Origin of the sequence: Wolbachia endosymbiont (group B) of Melanargia galathea, from assembly GCF_964030625.1 — a bacterium.
Lineage (GTDB): Bacteria > Pseudomonadota > Alphaproteobacteria > Rickettsiales > Anaplasmataceae > Wolbachia.
On sequence record NZ_OZ034910.1, the window covers coordinates 1141956 to 1159784 of the forward strand.

Here is a 17829-nt window from a genome sequence, read left to right on the forward strand (position 1 = left end):
ATGAAAGTAGCTTTTCAAATGGATGAAAATATAAATTTTGAAACTGATACTACATTTGCATTAATAAAAGAAGCGCAGAGGAGAAAGCACGAAATTTTTGTCTATGTTCCTAATAATCTAGCACTCAAGTTAAATCAGTCAATTGCTCTTGCTCAGAAAGTCAGCGTTGATGATTTTGGTTTTACTTCTAAAGAAGATGTAACTATAGATTTGAATGAAATGGATATCATACTTATCAGGCAGGACCCACCTTTTGATATGCGGTACATTACAACAACCTATATCTTAGAAAAGACTACTGCGTTAGTAATAAATAATCCAACAGAAATAAGAAACTGTCCTGAAAAATTAATTACTTCACTATTTCCAGAGCTAATTCCTCCAACTTTGATCACTGAAAATATATCGATGATTAGAAATTTTTGTCACGACTATCAGGATATCATCTTGAAACCACTATATAGCTATGGAGGAAATGACGTAATAAGAATACAAGACCAAAATAGCATTCAAGTGGTAGTCGATCTCATGATTGCAAAATATGAATGTCCTGTAATTGCACAAGCATTTTGTAAAAAGATAAATACAGATAAAAGAATACTGCTACTGGATGGAAAGCCAATAGGAGTAATGAAGCGAGTTCCAAAGTCTAGCGGAGAAATCAGAACAAATATGAGACTTGGAGCAAGTTTTGAATCTATTGAAATGAATGATAGAGACACTGAAATATGTAATAAAATTGGTCCTGAGCTAAAGAAAAGAGGGCTAATATTTGTTGGTATTGATATTATAGATGACTTCCTTCTTGAAATTAACACAACTTCGCCTACGGGAGTAGTTTATATCAATAAGTTGTATAGTAAATCACTAGAAAAAGAACTATGGGATGCATTTGAAGAAAAAGCAATTCGTCAACTAAGTTCTTGAGCTATTGCCTTAATAAATTCAGTAACTCCATTCCTTATTCTTGTTTTCTTAGTATTATTAGCCATATCACGCAATTTTTGACAATTTTGCAATAAATCAACTAGCAACTCTCCTAGATTCTTTTTCGCGTTACTATTTTGCTCAACCATTACAGCTGCTTCCGAATCTTCAATATGTTTTGCATTATAAAATTGATGGTTATCTTTTGAGTGAGGATAAGGAATATATACAGCAGGACGCTCAGCAAGAGTAATCTCTGCTATTGAAGTTGCCCCCGCTCTGCTAATTACCAAATGAGCATTGGCCAGTTTATTTTCCATATCATCGAAAAACTCACTTAACTCACAATCAATTCCTTCACTTTTGTATAGACTCTTGACCTTGTTTATATTTTTCTTCGTACATTGCTGCGTTACTCTAATCCTCTCTTTTACTTCAACAGGTAGATCACAAATTACGCTGCTCACTACATCATCAAAAAAATTTGCACCCTGACTGCCTGCTATTATTAACACGTTTAAAACTGTTTCAGCTCTAGAATAGCCTTGTGCTTCTATATCGACAAAATTTCCTGTAAAAACGCATTTACTACCTTCTGCATACTTAGTCTCTGGAAAGCTAGTTGCAATTAATTTTGCACTCTTGAAAAAGAATCTATTTACTCTCCCTAAAACTGTGTTTTGTTCATGTAAAACTATAGGTATAGAAAGAATCTTTGCTGCAAGAAGAGTTGGAAAAGAAGCGTAGCTACCAAAACCAATGATTAGCTTTGGTTTTAATTTTCTCGTTTGATACAGTGCTAATACACAACTATACATTAACAAAAAGAGAAACTTCAATTTGTTGCCACTTGGCTTGCACAATGGTAAAATATAACTTTCTATATTGATGGTTTTTTGATCATTGAATAATATACAATTGTGCCCTTGTACCTTTAGTGCTTTTGCTAAGGTTATAGCTGGAAAAACATGCCCACCTGTACCGCCTGTTGCTAGAATAATAGTCATCTGTAAGTAGTAATTTGATAATAGATTGTTAATTATTTTTTAATACTTTGCATGTAAAATTTTATCAAGCTTTATGATAGTTGAGTTAAAAATGCCTAAAAATAGTGACAGTAAAAAAGAATCTAACGTAAAAAATAAGCCTCAAGAGCAAAGCAGAAGCGGAGGTTTATTAAAAAACATAATAAAAGCTCTTTTTAACTCAGTTGTTGATCTACCTCAGCAAGAACAACTCAATAAAAATATTGATAGACAACAAGGTTTAGACAGTAAAAGAAAAAGCCCAGAGGATCTTAATCAGGAAAAAAAGCTTGAAGTGAAAGAAGCAGCTGAAGGGTTAAAAGAAAAGTTAGAAAAATCTGATATTGGTAATCAATCTATTAGAATTGAATCGCCTAATCAGGATACTTGTAGCTCCAAAACGATAGAACGTTAGTTCAACTATTCAGCGATTCACCATCTGCAGCAAGTACTGACTCATGTATCATCTCTGAAATGGTTGGATGAGGAAAAATCGTAGATTTTATGTCGAAGTCTGTTCCTTCTAGTTGCTTTGCAAGAGCAAAATTGCTAATTAACTCTGTTACTTCCGCACCTATCATGTGGCTACCCAGAAGTTCGCCTGTTTTTTTGTCTATAATTGTTTTCACTAAACCTTCAGTTTCACTTAGTGCAATAGATTTACCATTAAAGTTGGAGTGAAATTTTCCTACTTTTATATCGTATCCACTTTTTATTGCCTGTTCCTCAGTAAGGCCAACGCTTGCTACTTGCGGATGAGAGTAAGTGCAATTTGGTATGCACTCTTTTTTTAACTTATGAGCATTTTTACCGGCAATTTTCTCAACACAGATTACAGCTTCATGACTTGCTTTATGCGCTAAACATGGGGGACCAGCTACATCACCTATTGCATACACACTTGATTCACTTGTTTCATACCACTCATTCGTTTCAATGAAACCAGAAGGACTCAACTTAATTTTTGTATTTTCTAAACCTATATTTTCAGTGTTTGCTTGCACGCCAACTGCAACAATCACCCTATCAAATTCTTTGCTCTCACCACTACTTAGTAACACTTGAGCAAAGTCTTTATTTTTAGTCAAAGCTTTTACGCTACTGTTTGTATATATTTTTATCCTTTGTTTTGTGAATATTTCTTGTGCTAAATTTGAAATATCTTTATCTTCCAGCGGCAAAATAGTGTCTTTTACTTCTATAATTGTTACATCAACTCCCAAAGTACTATAAAAACTTGCAAACTCTATTCCTATCGCACCAGAACCTATGATTAGTAGAGATTTTGGTAACTTCTTTGGAGTCATAGCGTGCTGCGCATTCCATATTAAATCTCCATCTACTTCGATTCCAGGAAGATTTCTTGCCCTTACACCTGTTGCTAAAATGATATGCTTGGAAGAAATTTCCTCCTCCTTTTTGTCATTAAGAATTTTTATAGTACGATTACCTGCAAGTTTACCGAAGCCTTGATGGACTTTGATGTTATTTTTTTTCATCAAATACTCAACACCACTTGATAGCTTGCCAACAACGTTCCTTGAATATTTCACCATTGATTGTATATTAAAACTTGCATCCTTTACTTTTATGCCAAATTCTTCTGATCTTCTTATTAATCTATAAACTTCAGACGCTCTAAGTAGCGATTTTGTTGGTATACATCCCCAATTTAAGCATATACCACCCAAATTTTCCTCCTTTTCAACAATTGCAGTTTTAAGTCCAAGCTGCGCCGCCCTAATTGCTGCTATATAACCACCAGGACCGCTGCCTATAACTGTAATATCATACTCATTCATCAGTTTTTTTCGTGTGCAAAAGACTATATATAACAGATGGAACCCGTATGATCAATGCTCAGGTGTATAGAAGCGACTTGACAAACCTTCCCACGTTCCTTATCATATCAATAAGAGTATTTATCCTTGTTTTTAATCTCTGCAGATTTAACAACAAAATTCAGTAAAAAACTCAGATATTTATTGGCAAATTACAAAAAATTATAGCGGCTGCATGTCTTTTTTTATTTTTTCTACATTCAGCCAAAACGCGCTTTAAATAAGCGTTAGCACATTATTACAACGCCAATTTACATTATTATAGGGTCAAAACTCACTACTGGGGGATTCTTTTGCCTTTTTTCTATTTGGTAAATTTCTTAATATTTGTAGCTAAAATTTCAGGATGTCATTCCAGCACTTCTTATTACCTGTTCTGGATCCCAGTATCTGGGCACTGGGATGACAAAAACATAAGATGACACCGAAGGGGCTACTCGCATCTTTTTAGCCCAAATCACAATGTTCGTACAGCTGTGACTAGTATGACACCTTCCTTATACAAAAAATTTTTTGATAAAAAAACTGGATTTCAATACTGAGATTACATCCTTTCTAGTGGAGATTGCTCTCAAATCACAATGTTCATACAAATATACTTTATGAATTGCGTTTATAATCTCTAAACACTTCATTAATAGTGTGCCAAGCTTCGACAGCGTTCGTGTTTGTGGTAATATCAGCAAGAGCCTTCCATAAAGCCCAGGCACGGCCACGAGTCCAAGTGCTAGCATCCAACGGAAGCATTGCACGGAAGATTTTTCGGCTTTCTCCTCTAAGCAGCGTCCAAGCAATCATTAGATCGCAAGCGGGATCGCCGATCCCCAATCCTCCAAAATCAATGACGGCACTCAATTTTCCTTCTTGCACCAATAGGTTGCCAGCGCTAACGTCACCATGGACCCACACTGGCAAATCTTTCCAAGCGCTTGCTAGCGCTGCTTCCCAGAGCTCGATTGCAGCATTGGCATCTATTCTATCTTTTAGAACGGCAATTGCTTGCTTTGTCTCAGCATTATAGGTTGTTAGTACCCCTCCACGATAGAAATTATGTGGTCCGGGAAGAGGCCCATCTGTAGTATCTATGCGTTGTAAAGCAGCGAGAAATTGAGCAAGGCTGGTTGCAAAGTTATTCAGATCTGCTATGTGCACAGATGCAGCGGTGTTGCCATCAATCCATTGGTAAATAGACCATTGCCATGGGTAACCCTCACACGACTCTCCCATTGCCAAAGGCTTTGGAATTGAAAGTGGCAGTAAAGGTGCCAACCTGGGTAACCACTTTTGTTCCTTTTCCACCTGCATTGCATACTTTGCAGCGCTTGGCATACGCACAAGCATGTGATCACCCAGACGAAATGTTCTATTGTCCCATCCACCGGGCACGATTTGGCAGATAGACAGATCTTTAAATTGCGGAAACTGGGTGACAACTAAGCGGTGTACAAATGCAGCATCTACTCTTGCTACTTTTTGCACCAATTGTGCCTTAAATTTCTTTCTTTACAATATATCCTACCTGATACAAACAGGGCTACTATAAGATAAATAAGATTCCATGTTGCTAATGAAACACCAAAAATATAATGAGGCCTGTCACAAGACGGAGAGTAATTGGGGTTTAATAGATTATTTCTCAACTCTTCTATGCTAACGTTACCACTTGCTTGCTCTGTACAGCCTAAAACATCATGAAATAAGTGGAGTTCAAGACCTACATGATAAAAAGATATTATTGCACCAATGAGATAGCTGCAAAACATCGCATAGATTAGGATTTTGTTGTCTTTGAACATGTACGCAACTGCAAGTAGCCCTGTAACATAGTAAACTACTCGCTCGTATATGCATAACTTGCATGGTAGCATATTGAAGAAATACTCTAGCACATATGCAAAAATCAGAGCAGCGGCACTTGACAGCAAAAAGATTGTAGAACTGTTATTTATATCTGACATAATTAACGAATTACCACAACAACCGAAAAAGTCAACTTTTGTTTAATAATGTTCTATATAATTATAAAGCGACACATATCACTCTATAACTTTTTTATCTAGCCTCTATGCATGTATTCACAGCTAGATACTGATTTAGTTTGCATACTAGTTACAACCCTAGTATCACTATCTATTTTTGCAATTTCTTCTTTGGTATACAATTCATCCTTGTTTTTCGTCCAGCTATTGTCATATTGAATATCAACTTCTCCTCCATTGGTTTTAAACCCAAATGTTTCTTGCATAAGCAATCTTGCTTCTTCCAAACGTCTGTTGTAACGTTTGTTAGAATCTTGATAGCTAGATATAAGAAGAAGAACGTCATTAGAAAGAGTGAAATATACTATCTCTTCCATAATTTTGTAAATCTCATGTTCTGATAACTTAAACAAAGGATAATCTTTTTGAAACTTATTCTTTACTTCATTGTAAATTTCCATAATTTTTACTCTACCAGCATCGCTTAGAGCAATGATAGCATTTTCAATACTTGCTATACCATCATAGTCATAACCTTTTCTGTCATTTTCAGCAACCAAAAAGCCATGCACAGCCTGAATCTCACCAACTTTCTTATCTTCTTTAGGTAAGATATCAAAATCAAAATAGATCATAGGAGATTTCAATACCAACAACATAAATATACGCATACTGTCTATCTCAACACCAAAATTTTACTTTCTGGAATAGAGTATAGATCTTTGAAATATTGAGATACAGTGTATAAAGGACATTTAGATAGTTCTGTTTTCTTATCTGTTTGTAAGTGAAAGCTAAATTCATACTCTCCTAAATCCAGCTCATTAAAGTCTATAAGCTCTATGTTTTTGTTTGGGTTAAACTCTCTGTTTGATATTTTATTCTCCAACTCTTTACGTTGCGTAGGAGTAAAACCAGATCCATTTATTACTAATTTCACTACACGCGTATCTTCCCTTTTTGCCCAATTGCTCAATCTTTCCAAATATTTTTCTGGAATCGGGTATCCATATCTTTTTGGAAGCCACTGAAATACTAAAGGTGTATCAACCGTGAAAGTATGTGGAGATCCAGGCCTTAAATCTTGTCCTTTATAATTCATAGCAAAAGTACTAAACAAGTTAATACTTTACTATATAATATTAATTTATCAACTACTTATTTAAGTAATATTATTTACTTATTAATAATATTACTAAGATAAAAAAGTATATTATTAGTAAAACAAGATTATCTACTTTACATAGGGGTTTTTATTCTTTTTCAAAAGCAATCTAACTGGTACACCTTCAACAAAGAAGTTTTTTCTAAGACCATTAGTCAAATAACGTTTATAACTCTCATCAACACTTTCCGGGACGTTGCATACCAAAGAAAAAGCTGGAGGTTTGGTGCCAATTTGAGCAATATACTTCATTTTAATCTCTCTACCTTTTATAAGTGGGTGAGAATGTTTTTCCACAGCATCTATTAGCCAATTATTCAGTTTTGCAGTGCTGATCTTCTTGTTTAAGGATTCACTCACTTCAAGACACTTATCTATCACATCACCACAGCGCATACCTTTCAATGCAGAAATTGTTACAGTTGGCACTTCCAAAAATAACCGAGTCACTTCCTGTTGTTTGACAAATTTTATTAACTTACTTCTGTCATCCTTACCTATTAAATCCCACTTATTTAAAACAATGATAATTCCCTTCCCCCCTTTAATTGCAGCTTCAGCAATTGATAAATCCTGCTGCTCAATGCCAAGCAAGGAATCTAACATTAAAATCACTACATGAGAGCGCTTTATTGACTCTATACTTTTTTCAACAAATCTTGATTCTAAGTTATCAACAACATTTGCCTTTCTGCGGATTCCCGCAGTGTCGATGAGAGTGATTAATTTCCCATTATGTTCGTATGAAATATCCACAGAGTCACGCGTGGTACCGGGTTCTGAGCTTACTATTAGTCTATTTTCTGCAAGTAAACTGTTTAAAAAAGTTGATTTTCCAACGTTTGGGCGACCGATGATTGCAATCCTCAGTCTAATGGACTCACTTTCAGGCAGCTCAGTGCCTTCGCTAAGACCTTCAATAACACTAGCTAATGCATCATAAAGATCAATCATACCAAGATTATGTTCGGCTGAGATGTATACCGGACCTATGAAATTGAAAAACTGCAAATAATCAACATTTTCCGATTTATGACTTTCACATTTGTTTGCTATTAGTATTACAGGTTTATTTGTTTTTCTCTTCAGCCACTTTGCAAACTCTTTGTTCTGCTCGTTTTGCACTTTTGCATCAATAAGAAAGAAAACTACATCTGCACTCGACAAAGAAAACTCTATTTGTTCAATAACTTGTAGTGAAAAACTGGTTTGGTCATTCCATCCTCCTGTATCTATGACTTTAAACTCTAAATCACTAATTCTTCCAATTCCTTCACGCCTATCTCTTGTTACTCCTGGAATGTCACTAACTACCGCTGCTTTTCTTCCCACCAGCCTATTAAATAGAGTTGACTTGCCTGCATTTGGAAGGCCTATTATGACTATTTTCAGCATAGTTTAAGAGCGTATTTTATAAATAGTAAATTATAATCAAAATTTTTTAATTTAACTATTGACTTGATAGATTATATACCTATCCTAAAATTAGGATATTTTATCTTAAGTTTATTATGTAGAATTGGAGGCGCTATGCATAATGCAAATGAAACTTTAATAATGAATTTCGATCAAGTTGCTCAATTAACTCCTAAAATTTATAAATTAGGGACACCTTATAACAACAGGACACGTATATATAACTATATAACTTTAGCTAAAGCATTGGAGAATCTCAATGATCCATCCCGGTCACATGAAAATAAGGAGCTTTTTTTGAGTGACAATGATGAAGAAACTAAGAAATTTCTGAGTGTAATTCGAAAAGGAATTCCTGAATATACAGGTAATGATTCTATAGATGTGAGGTTGAGAGGAAAAGAAGATAAATCATTTACTGCATGGGTATCGTTAAAAGAAGGCAGAGGTGAGTTAAAATTTGATAACTCATTTCTTGGTAAAGCCTTAAAGGATAGTAATCCAAAAATTGGAGCTTTTACATTGGTATCTCCAGAAGATAAAAGGTTGGTGCGTGTTTCACAAAGTGATGATGGTGTAAGGCTTTATCAAATACTAAATGAGTCTTGTATAATTAAATTTAACTGGAAAGTGGGTGATAGAGATTGCAGTATTGCTTTAAATATTAGTGGAAATGGTAACGTATTTTGTACTGATTTAAGTGATAATATAAGTCCTGAGGACTTCGAGGAAAACAAAGCTGTAAAAATAAAAATTGGCTATTATGAGAATAAGAAGATGGATAAATATAATGACATGACTCTAGCAAAATTGGTCTCATTGGCTTCAAACTTACAAGGAATTGAAAGAGAAGTTATAACAATTAATCCATCAACAGGTGTAACAAGTGCAAGTGCACAGAATGTTAGTGAGTCTCAGCATTCTCAAAATATTAAATAGAAATTGCTAGCGCATTAATTATCGTACACATACACCGTTGCATGCAGTAACGGTGTATGTGTATAATCAATAGGATTTGTAAGCTCAATAAAGTTTACAACCAATTTGAAAGTTATTTTACTACATGCAAGACTCTGAAATACTAGAAACTCTAAAGATCAAAACATTAGAAGCCGAAAAAGGAGGAGGTCCTGATAGAGTTAACAAGCAACATGAAAAAGGAAAGCTAACCGCTAGAGAAAGGCTGAGTATATTGCTCGATGAAAATTCATTTCAAGAGTATGATAAGTTTGTGAAGCATCACGCAACTGATTTTGGCATGCAAAATGCTGATTTTTTAGGTGATGGAGTTGTAATTGGCCATGGTACTATTCATGGCAGAAAAGTTTTTGTTTATTCTCAGGATTTCACTGTCTTTGGTGGATCACTTGGTGCATCACATGCAAAAAAAATATGCAAAATTATGGATATGGCAATTAATGCCAGGATTCCAATTATCGGACTAAACGACTCTGGTGGAGCTAGAATTCAAGAGGGAGTAAATTCCCTTGCTGGTTACGGAGAAATTTTTCAAAGGAATGTAAATGCATCAGGCGTTATACCACAAATCTCTCTAATCATGGGCCCATGTGCTGGCGGTGCAGTTTACTCTCCAGCGCTAACCGATTTTATTTTCATGGTAAAAAATAGCTCATACATGTTTATAACCGGACCAGATGTAGTAAAAAAGGTTACATACGAAAACGTAAGCCACGAAGATCTCGGTGGAGCAAAAATTCATACAAGCAAAACAGGAGTAGCAGATTTTGCATTCAATAACGACGTTGAAATGTTGCTAGAAATGCGTGAATTCTTTACCTTTTTGCCAGCAAACAATCAAGAGTTGCCAAAACCTGTAACAATCTGTGACTTAATTGATGATGTTGATGAATCTTTGAACACTCTAGTTCCTAGTAATCCTAATACTCCTTATGATATGTATGAACTTATTGAAAAGGTGTGTGATGAAAGGAAATTTTTTGCACTAAAACCCGATTTTGCCCGTAACATCATAATTGGCTTTGGCAGAATTGGAGGAAATACTATTGGTGTTGTTGCAAATCAACCTATGCACCTTGCAGGATGCTTGGATATTGACTCTTCAAGAAAAGCTGCGAGGTTTGTAAGATTTTGTGACGCATTTAACATTCCCATCATCACACTTATTGATGTTCCAGGTTTCCTGCCAGGTACAAATCAAGAATACAATAATATAATACAACACGGAGCGAAACTGCTTTACGCTTATGCTGAAGCGACCGTGCCGAAAATTAGCCTTATCACTAGAAAAGCGTATGGTGGTGCATATATTGTTATGAACTCAAAGCATTTAAAAGGTGATATAAATTATGCTTGGCCAACCGCTGAAATAGCTGTAATGGGCCCTGAAAGTGCAGTTGAAATTATATTTAGGCATGAAAAAGACCAGCAAACGTTAATCAAAGAATATAAAGAGAAATTTGCTAATCCATTTTTTGCTGCATCACATGGATACATTGATGACATTATAGTGCCAAGTAAAACAAGGCATCACTTTCACAAAGCATTAGAGCTACTTAAAAACAAGAAAGTAGAAAGAATATGGAAGAAGCATGATAATCTTCCTTTGTAACTTTCCTCTCAGTCTTTATTGTAAGGTCTACAGTGCCGTTACACCAAGTTGGATTACCAATAACGCTAACTTTTGGGTTCCTTTTTTCTATAATATATTCTTATAGCTAAAAAATTACTTCCGCATATTCTAAATCTGATTATAATGACAATTAGAGATACTTTTAGAGCTCAAAAATTTATCTTTGTCTGCAGACTTTTTTTTATTAAACAATCAAACTCATAAAAAAATGTAGCGTATCCTCTTCAGCGTATGTGGGTGCATACACACATACTTAATTTCTGTCGTATGTGCATTGCATTTTTTTCTAATCTTTTTTTTCAAAGGAGGATTTTATGTCCAGAATTCCAGATATTTGACGTTTACTTTAGCTAATAAAAACCAACTGGTACCTGCGGTTTTTATAGCCTCAAAATTTCAATCAAAATTCAACTATCATTCAAAGAAACTTATAGTTATTCTTAGTGTTATTACTGTAGTAACAGCGCTATGATGATAAGAATATACAATCCTTTGTAACTTTCTTCTCAGTCTTTATTATAAGGTGTTCAATAATATGGGAAGAGTAAAGTTTTAAAGAGATAATTAAAATTATCCTTATCACCTACTTAGCAATAAATTATATTTGCTTAATCGTAATTACTTACACTTCTCAATGTCCTGTTTTATTTATGGCAAACATTAAGCTTAAAAATGTACACAGTCTATTAAATTATATTATTTGTTTTTTCCTTATATACATTCAGTATATGCATTCTGCTATTGCTTTAGGTAACTCTTCATCACATTTAAAAAACTTACCTAATTTTTTACCTTTTAGAAAACCTTTTGATAATATAGAAAAAATTATTAGAACTGACAATTTTAGAAGTTTTGATCTTGATAAAAGAAATAAGCTTTATACCAATGCTCATAATAGTATCAGTTTTGTAAATATTATTAATAAAATTATCTTAGCTCAAGATAACTTATTCATACTAGAAAGTAAGCCGTATAATATAGTACTTGTTGATAATCCCAATCTTATTAGAACTACAGGTGCTGCAGGAAAGGACTATGTAATTATTGAGGGAAGCTTAAAAAAAATATCAAAGATTATACTAGAGTGATATCACATGAATTAATTCATAGATACATAGGGCGTATAATAGAGCAAGATGAGGATGAGGAAAATGAAGTAAAATATAAGTGGTTTTTTGAAGGATTTACGGAATTTTATGGAGTGAAAACCTTACTTGACACGAAATTTATTAATAAAGATGAGTACTTAAAAATAATTAATATTACTTTAAAAGAGTATTTTAATTCTTTAATACCTAATATTGATTTCGAAAAAACAAATCAAAAGCATTTACTTGATCAAAACATAAGCATGTTGAGTTATAACAAAGGTTTTATTCTTGCAATGATAATAGATGAGAAATTAAATGAGGTTAGTAATGGAAGGTATAACTTATTGACTACTATAAATAATATAATAAGTGAAATAACTTCAAAGAAAGTTAATTTTAATGTTGACTTATTTGCAAGTCATTTAAAACATTACTTATCAGAGTCCTTTATAAAAGATATCATAGCCTCTATAAGAGATTCTAGCATACTTCTCAGTTTGTTACCTAGTAGATTACTCAATAAAAATTTAACTTTCCAAGATACTGATAAGTATAGTGATATATGCTTTAACTTAACCAGAAGTCTAGAGCTACAAAAGATACGTGGGGTTAAATTAGGTAGTGATTGCCATAATATGGGACTCAAGGATGGTCAAGAACTAAAGTGTTATAGTATTGACTTTAATAGTGGTAATATTAAGTTAAAAGTCCTTGAAAACAAGATACCGAAAGTTATACATTTGAAAGCAAATAAAATGACGAGTAGCATTCCAATATATAAATAGCTCAGATAAATGCTTGACAAAAGCTATAGTAAACCTAGACTTTGCTATTTTAAGGCAAAATAATTATGGTAAACAATAAAGAAAAACAAGTGGATTTATTATTAGAGCTTCTTAGCGCTAATATCGGTCAAGTTAGTAGTAGTGTCATACTTAAAAGAATAGAAAAGCTTTCAGATAATTTTCATGGTAGAAATAATCACAATAGCCATTGTCAGTTTGATAGAGATGGTGGAGGGCATGGTAATATATGCTGGGCAGATAAGATAAAAGAAGACCTGACTGAGAACTATCATAAAAAGGATAGAGAAATTTCTATATAACTTTTCATTAGAGCTATTTTACGGTAATTATTCAAGAGTTGAAGGATTTGGCAAAAGAAGTCCTTTTGTATTACCGTTAATATGTGTTTCCAATAATGGTAATCTCGGCCCACTAGATGATTTGAGAACATGTGTCCCTCATAAGTTTGTTGAATATAACATAAGCAATACTAGTTGGGCTAAGTTCTCATCAGATAAATTTTTTAATAACTTTTTGAGTGATATGGAAAACAGGCCTGACGATTGTAAGCAGTGTTGTTATGAAAATATTTGTGGTGGGGGAAGTTATGGTAACAGGTTTAACCCTGCCAACGTAAGTTTTAATAATCCTTCAGTATATTGTGAGGGATTTTTGGCAAAGGATTATACAATTTCTTTTAATGCATGGATTTTCTAAAGAAAAATTACGGCAGGTATTATTGAATAGTAATACTGAAAAAGCAGCTTAATGGTAGTGTATAAAAGGTATTTACTAGACGTTTTTCTATAATCTAATTAGCATCTAGAGGATTGACTTTATGAATATCGTCCTCTAAACTGCCGTTACCAAGATTCGAACTTGGGACCTCGTCATTACCAATGACGTACTCTACCACCTGAGCTACAACGGCAAGTTCACGTATTATGATAATGAATAACATGAAAAAAAATAAGGAAAAAGAAGAAGAGAGAAAAAGATTGGCAAAAGCTTTAAAGCAAAATATTCTAAAAAGAAAAAAACAGCAACAGAGTAGACAAAGCAGACCCCTTTCAAAATTTGTTTGTGGTGAGGAATTTTTAGGAGAAAGCGCCGCAGAATACCCAAACGTATTTGAGGAAGCTTTAACAACAAAATTACCATCAGAAACTTAAGTTTTGAAGGAGGTATCATGCCAGAGCTGCCAGAAGTGGAAGTCATCTCTAACTTCTTATTTGATAAAATCAAAAATAAGAAAATAAGTAATGTTACAGTCAATAATTGGAATTTGCGTGTACCAATAACGAAGAATATTGATGATTTGCTAAAGGGCAAAGTTATAAATGATATCAAGCGTAGAGGTAAATATATAATCTCGAATATAGATGCTAGTATGGCTGTAATCATACACCTCGGCATGAGCGGAAAGCTTATATATGCTGAAGACAATCAAGCACAGAACAAACATGATCATGTGATATTCTTATTTTCTGACAACACTTCACTAATCTTTAATGACCCAAGAAGGTTTGGATTAGTGATTGTTTTAAACAGAGAGCAAGAACTAAATTTTTTTAATAACCTAGGAATAGAACCCCTCACAGATGAATTTAATGGAAATTATTTACAGAAGTTGCTACAGAGCAGAAAAGCAAATATCAAATCAGTATTAATGAATAATAAGCTAATAGTTGGCGTAGGTAACATATATGCTTCTGAGAGCTTATTTAGAGCTCGCATATCACCACTTAGGCTAGCACAAGATTTAACATATATAGAGTGCGAAAAACTTGCTATCGAAATAAAAAATACTCTGAGTGATGCAATTGCTGCTGGTGGTTCAACACTGAAAGATTATGCACAGCCATCTGGATCTGCTGGATACTTTCAAAATAACTTTTACGTATATGGTAAAGTGCAAAAACCTTGCAGAATCTGCAACAATATCATAACACTTATACGACAAAATGGTCGTAGCACTTATTTTTGCAATGCATGTCAGAATTAAATTTTATTTTTGCATATGACACTCTTACCTGAAAAAGATCCTTTTGATTTGTTTTCAAAGTGGTATCAAGAAGTACTTAATTCTCCGTGTAAGGAGCCAACTGCAATGACGCTAGCAACGTGTAGCAAAGACTGCATTCCATCTGCAAGAGTGGTATTACTAAAGGAATATAGTAAAGAAGGTTTTGTGTTCTTTACTAACGCAAACAGTAGAAAAGGAAAAGAATTGACTGAGAACCCCAAAGCTGCACTCGTATTTCATTGGACAGAATTTTCTAGACAAGTACGAATTGAAGGAGAAGTTAGGCTTCTAAGCGGCAAAAAGGCTGACGAATATTTCTCTTCTCGAGCACGTGATAGTCAAATTAGCGCGTGGTGCTCAAAACAATCAAGAGTTCTGAAAAATTGGCAAGATTTTGAGCAGGCTATAGAATTGAAAGAGAAAGAATTTCACAATACACAAGTTTCTCGTCCTGACTTTTGGGTGGGATTTTGCGTAATCCCAAAGGTAATTGAATTTTGGCAAGAAGGTGAATATAGGAGACACACTAGATTTAGATATACTCTTGTTGAGAAAAGCAATTGGAAAGTGGAACAATTATATCCCTAACGTTAGAGAAAGCTACTCTGCAGATCAAAAATAAAGATTTATTGTCATCCTGATCAAGTAACTTTTTATGGTTTAAAAACTTGTTGTATGTAACGTATTGTAATACTTACGCAAAATATTTTAGTGCATTCTCAAATATGAGCATTCCATCACCATATTTTGGCATAGCCACTCCTGAACGTTTACATTTTTCTTTTTCAAGAGGCCAGTTGTCCTGCTGAGTAAAAAATATTCCTCTCTCTGGGTGAGGCATTAAAGCTAAAACTCTACCACTTTTGTCTGACAAAGCTGCCAGGTCGTATATAGATCCGTTTGGATTGTAAGGAAATTGTAAATTTGCATAGTCACCATTTTCATCAACGTAACGCAGTGCAACGGAATTATTTTCAATCAATTGATTCAAAGTATCTTGATCCATAAAAAATTTGCCTTCCCCATGAGCAATAGGGAGATATAGTTCACTCAGGCCCCGTAGCCAAACAGAATTACTCTGCGGATTAACTCTCACTCTAATCCAACGACATTGGTAATTACCTATATCATTAGAGGTTAAAGCTAGATTAGAGAATTCTGGAACTAACTTTACTAATATCTGGCAACCATTACATATCCCTATAATAAGCTTATCCTGAGATAAGAAATTTTGAAATTCGTCTAACAAGTTGTTTTTTATACGCAAAGCAAACGCATTACCAGCACCAGTGTCATCACCATAGGAAAAACCTCCTGGAATTGCAAGTATATTGCTTAATTTCAGTTCACTTGGATTATCTATAATATCATTAATGTGAACGATTTTTACTTCAATATTATTAATACCAAGCTTTCTGCTACATTCCATAAATGCAAATGCAGTTTCTTTTTCGCAATTTAAGCCATAACCAGATAGGATTGTAATTTTCATGAATCAAAAAACTCGAACTTTCTTTTTACAAAATTTGCTATTAAATTCAAAGCAAATAGCATTAACAATAAAGCTATAATTGCAATGGCAGCAAGCTCAATAAATGCAATTTCAGGACTACTTGACCATATGTATATTTGTACAGGTAAAACAGTTGCCGGATCGAAGAAGGATGTAGGTGTATCAGCAATAAATGCTACCATGCCTATCATAAGTAAAGGGGAAGATTCGCCTAAAATCCTTGCAATTGCAAGCACTGCACCATGTATTATCCGTGGCAACGCAATCGGTAAAGAGTGATCCAATATCACCTTGATGTGAGGTGCACCTAGCGCAAACGCTGCATCTTTTATTGCAATAGGAACGTTTGTAAAGGCATTTTTTGTTGCAATAATAATATTAGGCAGCATCATAAATGAAAGAGTCATCCCGCCAACAAGCGGTGAAGAACGGGGTAAACCAAATATGCCCAAGTAGAGAGTCAGTCCTACCACACCAAATATTATCGAAGGCACTGCAGCAAGGTTATTCATGCTAATTTCTACAATACTGGTTATTAGCCTATTTCTAGGCATAAATTCATAAAGACAGATACCTGACATAATTCCTATTGGCAATGCCAACGCTAAGCATACTATAATTGTCATTAATGAACCGATAAATGCCCCTAAAATCCCTGCATTCTCAGGCTCACAAGAATCAGACTTAAGAAACAGAGACTTATTAAAAAATTTTCTTACTCTTCCCTTCTCTTTTAACCAATCAAGTAATTTAGCATAATGATCATTCAAATGTTTATATTTATTTATTGAATTAATTATACTTGACGCGGTAAACCAGATCTCATATTCACCACTATCTTTTACTTTCTTATGAAAAAATTTCTCTAGTTCTTTGTAAGAATTACGACTTAAAATTTCGTCACCGTCTTTAAAATCAGTTCCTTCAAACACCTTACGTAAAGAATTGTTGAGTAAGCCAATGGACTTATATCGTAAATCACCAGGATTATTAGTTAAAATAAGATCAGCATTTATTTCAACTGGTAATAAAATTTTCGTTACTGTTAAAGCACTGTAAGAGTTAACTAATATACTTAGTAATATACATATAGGACACCCAATTGAGACAATCAGTGCTGTAAAAGAGCAAAAGCATAAAATGTTGTTCTTTTTATTTTTTCTTTTTACACGAGCATGTACGCGCTTAGATTGAAGTAACTTAAGAAAGTTTTTCTTTATTATACCCATTTACTTTTCTTTACATGAGGATTTGAAAAGACTTTCCCCTTTTTCCAGTGCTTGAACTGAGATCTAACAGGCTTTGCCTGCAAATAATTTTTATATTTTCCATGAAAGCACAAACCAAAAGGAGAATCTGGATCCCAGTGTCAAACATTGGGATGACACCACAGCAGGAGGGAAAGTAGTTGTGCGCCACACACTGGGATAATAAGAGAGAGTTTTGAGAT

Annotated in this window: 19 protein-coding genes and 1 tRNA gene; 10 read left to right on the forward strand and 10 right to left on the reverse strand. The window is 34.1% G+C overall.

What is annotated here, in order from left to right; all coding sequences use genetic code 11:
- Entirely contained in the window at positions 1–927 is a 927-nt protein-coding gene (gene gshB / locus AAHF52_RS05195; protein ID WP_264686172.1) for a glutathione synthase, read from the forward strand.
- On the opposite strand, the gene AAHF52_RS05200 is transcribed toward gshB, so the two are convergent.
- A complete protein-coding gene (locus AAHF52_RS05200; RefSeq protein ID WP_342068391.1) occupies positions 912–1934 on the reverse strand; it encodes a UDP-N-acetylglucosamine--N-acetylmuramyl-(pentapeptide) pyrophosphoryl-undecaprenol N-acetylglucosamine transferase in 1023 nt (340 codons plus the stop codon). The genes gshB and AAHF52_RS05200 overlap by 16 nt on opposite strands.
- Before the next feature lie 73 nt (positions 1935–2007).
- Between AAHF52_RS05200 and AAHF52_RS05205 the strand changes: the two genes are divergently transcribed.
- Entirely contained in the window at positions 2008–2367 is a 360-nt protein-coding gene (locus tag AAHF52_RS05205; protein ID WP_064085903.1) for a hypothetical protein, read from the forward strand.
- 1 nt (position 2368) lies between these two features.
- Here the strand turns inward: AAHF52_RS05205 and lpdA are convergent, their stop codons facing one another.
- From lpdA to der, 6 genes are all read right to left on the reverse strand, one after another.
- Positions 2369–3754 (reverse strand): dihydrolipoyl dehydrogenase, encoded by a 1386-nt coding sequence (lpdA, locus tag AAHF52_RS05210; protein ID WP_264376702.1) that lies wholly within the window; start codon positions 3752–3754, stop codon positions 2369–2371.
- Positions 3755–4393: 639 nt separating this feature from the next.
- Complete coding sequence (locus AAHF52_RS05215) at positions 4394–5272, reverse strand: aminoglycoside phosphotransferase family protein (protein WP_264376701.1); 879 nt, start codon at positions 5270–5272, stop codon at positions 4394–4396.
- A complete protein-coding gene (locus AAHF52_RS05220; protein ID WP_012481943.1) occupies positions 5260–5751 on the reverse strand; it encodes a disulfide bond formation protein B in 492 nt (163 codons plus the stop codon). The genes AAHF52_RS05215 and AAHF52_RS05220 overlap by 13 nt, the downstream gene beginning before the upstream one ends.
- Before the next feature lie 98 nt (positions 5752–5849).
- Entirely contained in the window at positions 5850–6443 is a 594-nt protein-coding gene (locus AAHF52_RS05225; protein ID WP_149168763.1) for a hypothetical protein, read from the reverse strand.
- Between the two features lie 5 nt (positions 6444–6448).
- Positions 6449–6874, reverse strand: coding sequence for a hypothetical protein (locus AAHF52_RS05230; RefSeq protein WP_246111615.1), 426 nt, complete (start codon positions 6872–6874; stop codon positions 6449–6451).
- Positions 6875–7006: 132 nt separating this feature from the next.
- Positions 7007–8332 (reverse strand): ribosome biogenesis GTPase Der, encoded by a 1326-nt coding sequence (gene der / locus AAHF52_RS05235; RefSeq protein ID WP_149168764.1) that lies wholly within the window; start codon positions 8330–8332, stop codon positions 7007–7009.
- A gap of 135 nt (positions 8333–8467) precedes the next feature.
- Here der and AAHF52_RS05240 point away from each other — a divergent pair, with 135 nt between their 5' ends.
- From AAHF52_RS05240 to AAHF52_RS05260, 5 genes are all read left to right on the forward strand, one after another.
- Positions 8468–9292: a hypothetical protein gene (locus AAHF52_RS05240; protein WP_342068392.1), complete on the forward strand. Its 825-nt coding sequence runs from the start codon at positions 8468–8470 to the stop codon at positions 9290–9292.
- Positions 9293–9416: 124 nt separating this feature from the next.
- Positions 9417–10943: an acyl-CoA carboxylase subunit beta gene (locus tag AAHF52_RS05245; protein ID WP_264376698.1), complete on the forward strand. Its 1527-nt coding sequence runs from the start codon at positions 9417–9419 to the stop codon at positions 10941–10943.
- 749 nt (positions 10944–11692) lie between these two features.
- Positions 11693–12052: a hypothetical protein gene (locus AAHF52_RS05250; RefSeq protein ID WP_262986262.1), complete on the forward strand. Its 360-nt coding sequence runs from the start codon at positions 11693–11695 to the stop codon at positions 12050–12052.
- Positions 12049–12840: a peptidase M61 gene (locus AAHF52_RS05255; protein ID WP_264376697.1), complete on the forward strand. Its 792-nt coding sequence runs from the start codon at positions 12049–12051 to the stop codon at positions 12838–12840. The genes AAHF52_RS05250 and AAHF52_RS05255 overlap by 4 nt, the downstream gene beginning before the upstream one ends.
- A gap of 65 nt (positions 12841–12905) precedes the next feature.
- A complete protein-coding gene (locus tag AAHF52_RS05260; protein WP_019236861.1) occupies positions 12906–13160 on the forward strand; it encodes a hypothetical protein in 255 nt (84 codons plus the stop codon).
- Between the two features lie 538 nt (positions 13161–13698).
- Here the strand turns inward: AAHF52_RS05260 and AAHF52_RS05265 are convergent.
- Positions 13699–13771 (reverse strand) — tRNA-Thr (locus AAHF52_RS05265).
- Positions 13772–13799: 28 nt separating this feature from the next.
- Here AAHF52_RS05265 and AAHF52_RS05270 point away from each other — a divergent pair.
- The 3 genes from AAHF52_RS05270 to pdxH are packed head-to-tail and all read left to right on the forward strand — an operon-like array spanning position 13800 to position 15454.
- Positions 13800–14012, forward strand: coding sequence for a hypothetical protein (locus AAHF52_RS05270; RefSeq protein ID WP_264686168.1), 213 nt, complete (start codon positions 13800–13802; stop codon positions 14010–14012).
- 17 nt (positions 14013–14029) lie between these two features.
- Positions 14030–14845 (forward strand): bifunctional DNA-formamidopyrimidine glycosylase/DNA-(apurinic or apyrimidinic site) lyase, encoded by an 816-nt coding sequence (gene mutM / locus AAHF52_RS05275; protein ID WP_019236864.1) that lies wholly within the window; start codon positions 14030–14032, stop codon positions 14843–14845.
- 15 nt (positions 14846–14860) lie between these two features.
- Positions 14861–15454 (forward strand): pyridoxamine 5'-phosphate oxidase, encoded by a 594-nt coding sequence (gene pdxH, locus AAHF52_RS05280; RefSeq protein WP_264376694.1) that lies wholly within the window; start codon positions 14861–14863, stop codon positions 15452–15454.
- A 106-nt stretch (positions 15455–15560) separates the two neighbouring features.
- Here the strand turns inward: pdxH and AAHF52_RS05285 are convergent, their stop codons facing one another.
- Both AAHF52_RS05285 and AAHF52_RS05290 read right to left on the reverse strand, forming a co-directional pair.
- The gene (locus tag AAHF52_RS05285) at positions 15561–16358 is read right to left on the reverse strand and encodes a phosphoribosylformylglycinamidine synthase subunit PurQ (protein WP_019236865.1); all 798 of its coding nucleotides are present in this window, start codon (positions 16356–16358) and stop codon (positions 15561–15563) included.
- Entirely contained in the window at positions 16355–17608 is a 1254-nt protein-coding gene (locus AAHF52_RS05290) for a PstA family ABC transporter permease (RefSeq protein WP_007302279.1), read from the reverse strand. Before AAHF52_RS05290 ends, AAHF52_RS05285 begins: the two co-directional genes overlap by 4 nt.
- Between the last annotated feature and the right edge of the window lie 221 nt (positions 17609–17829).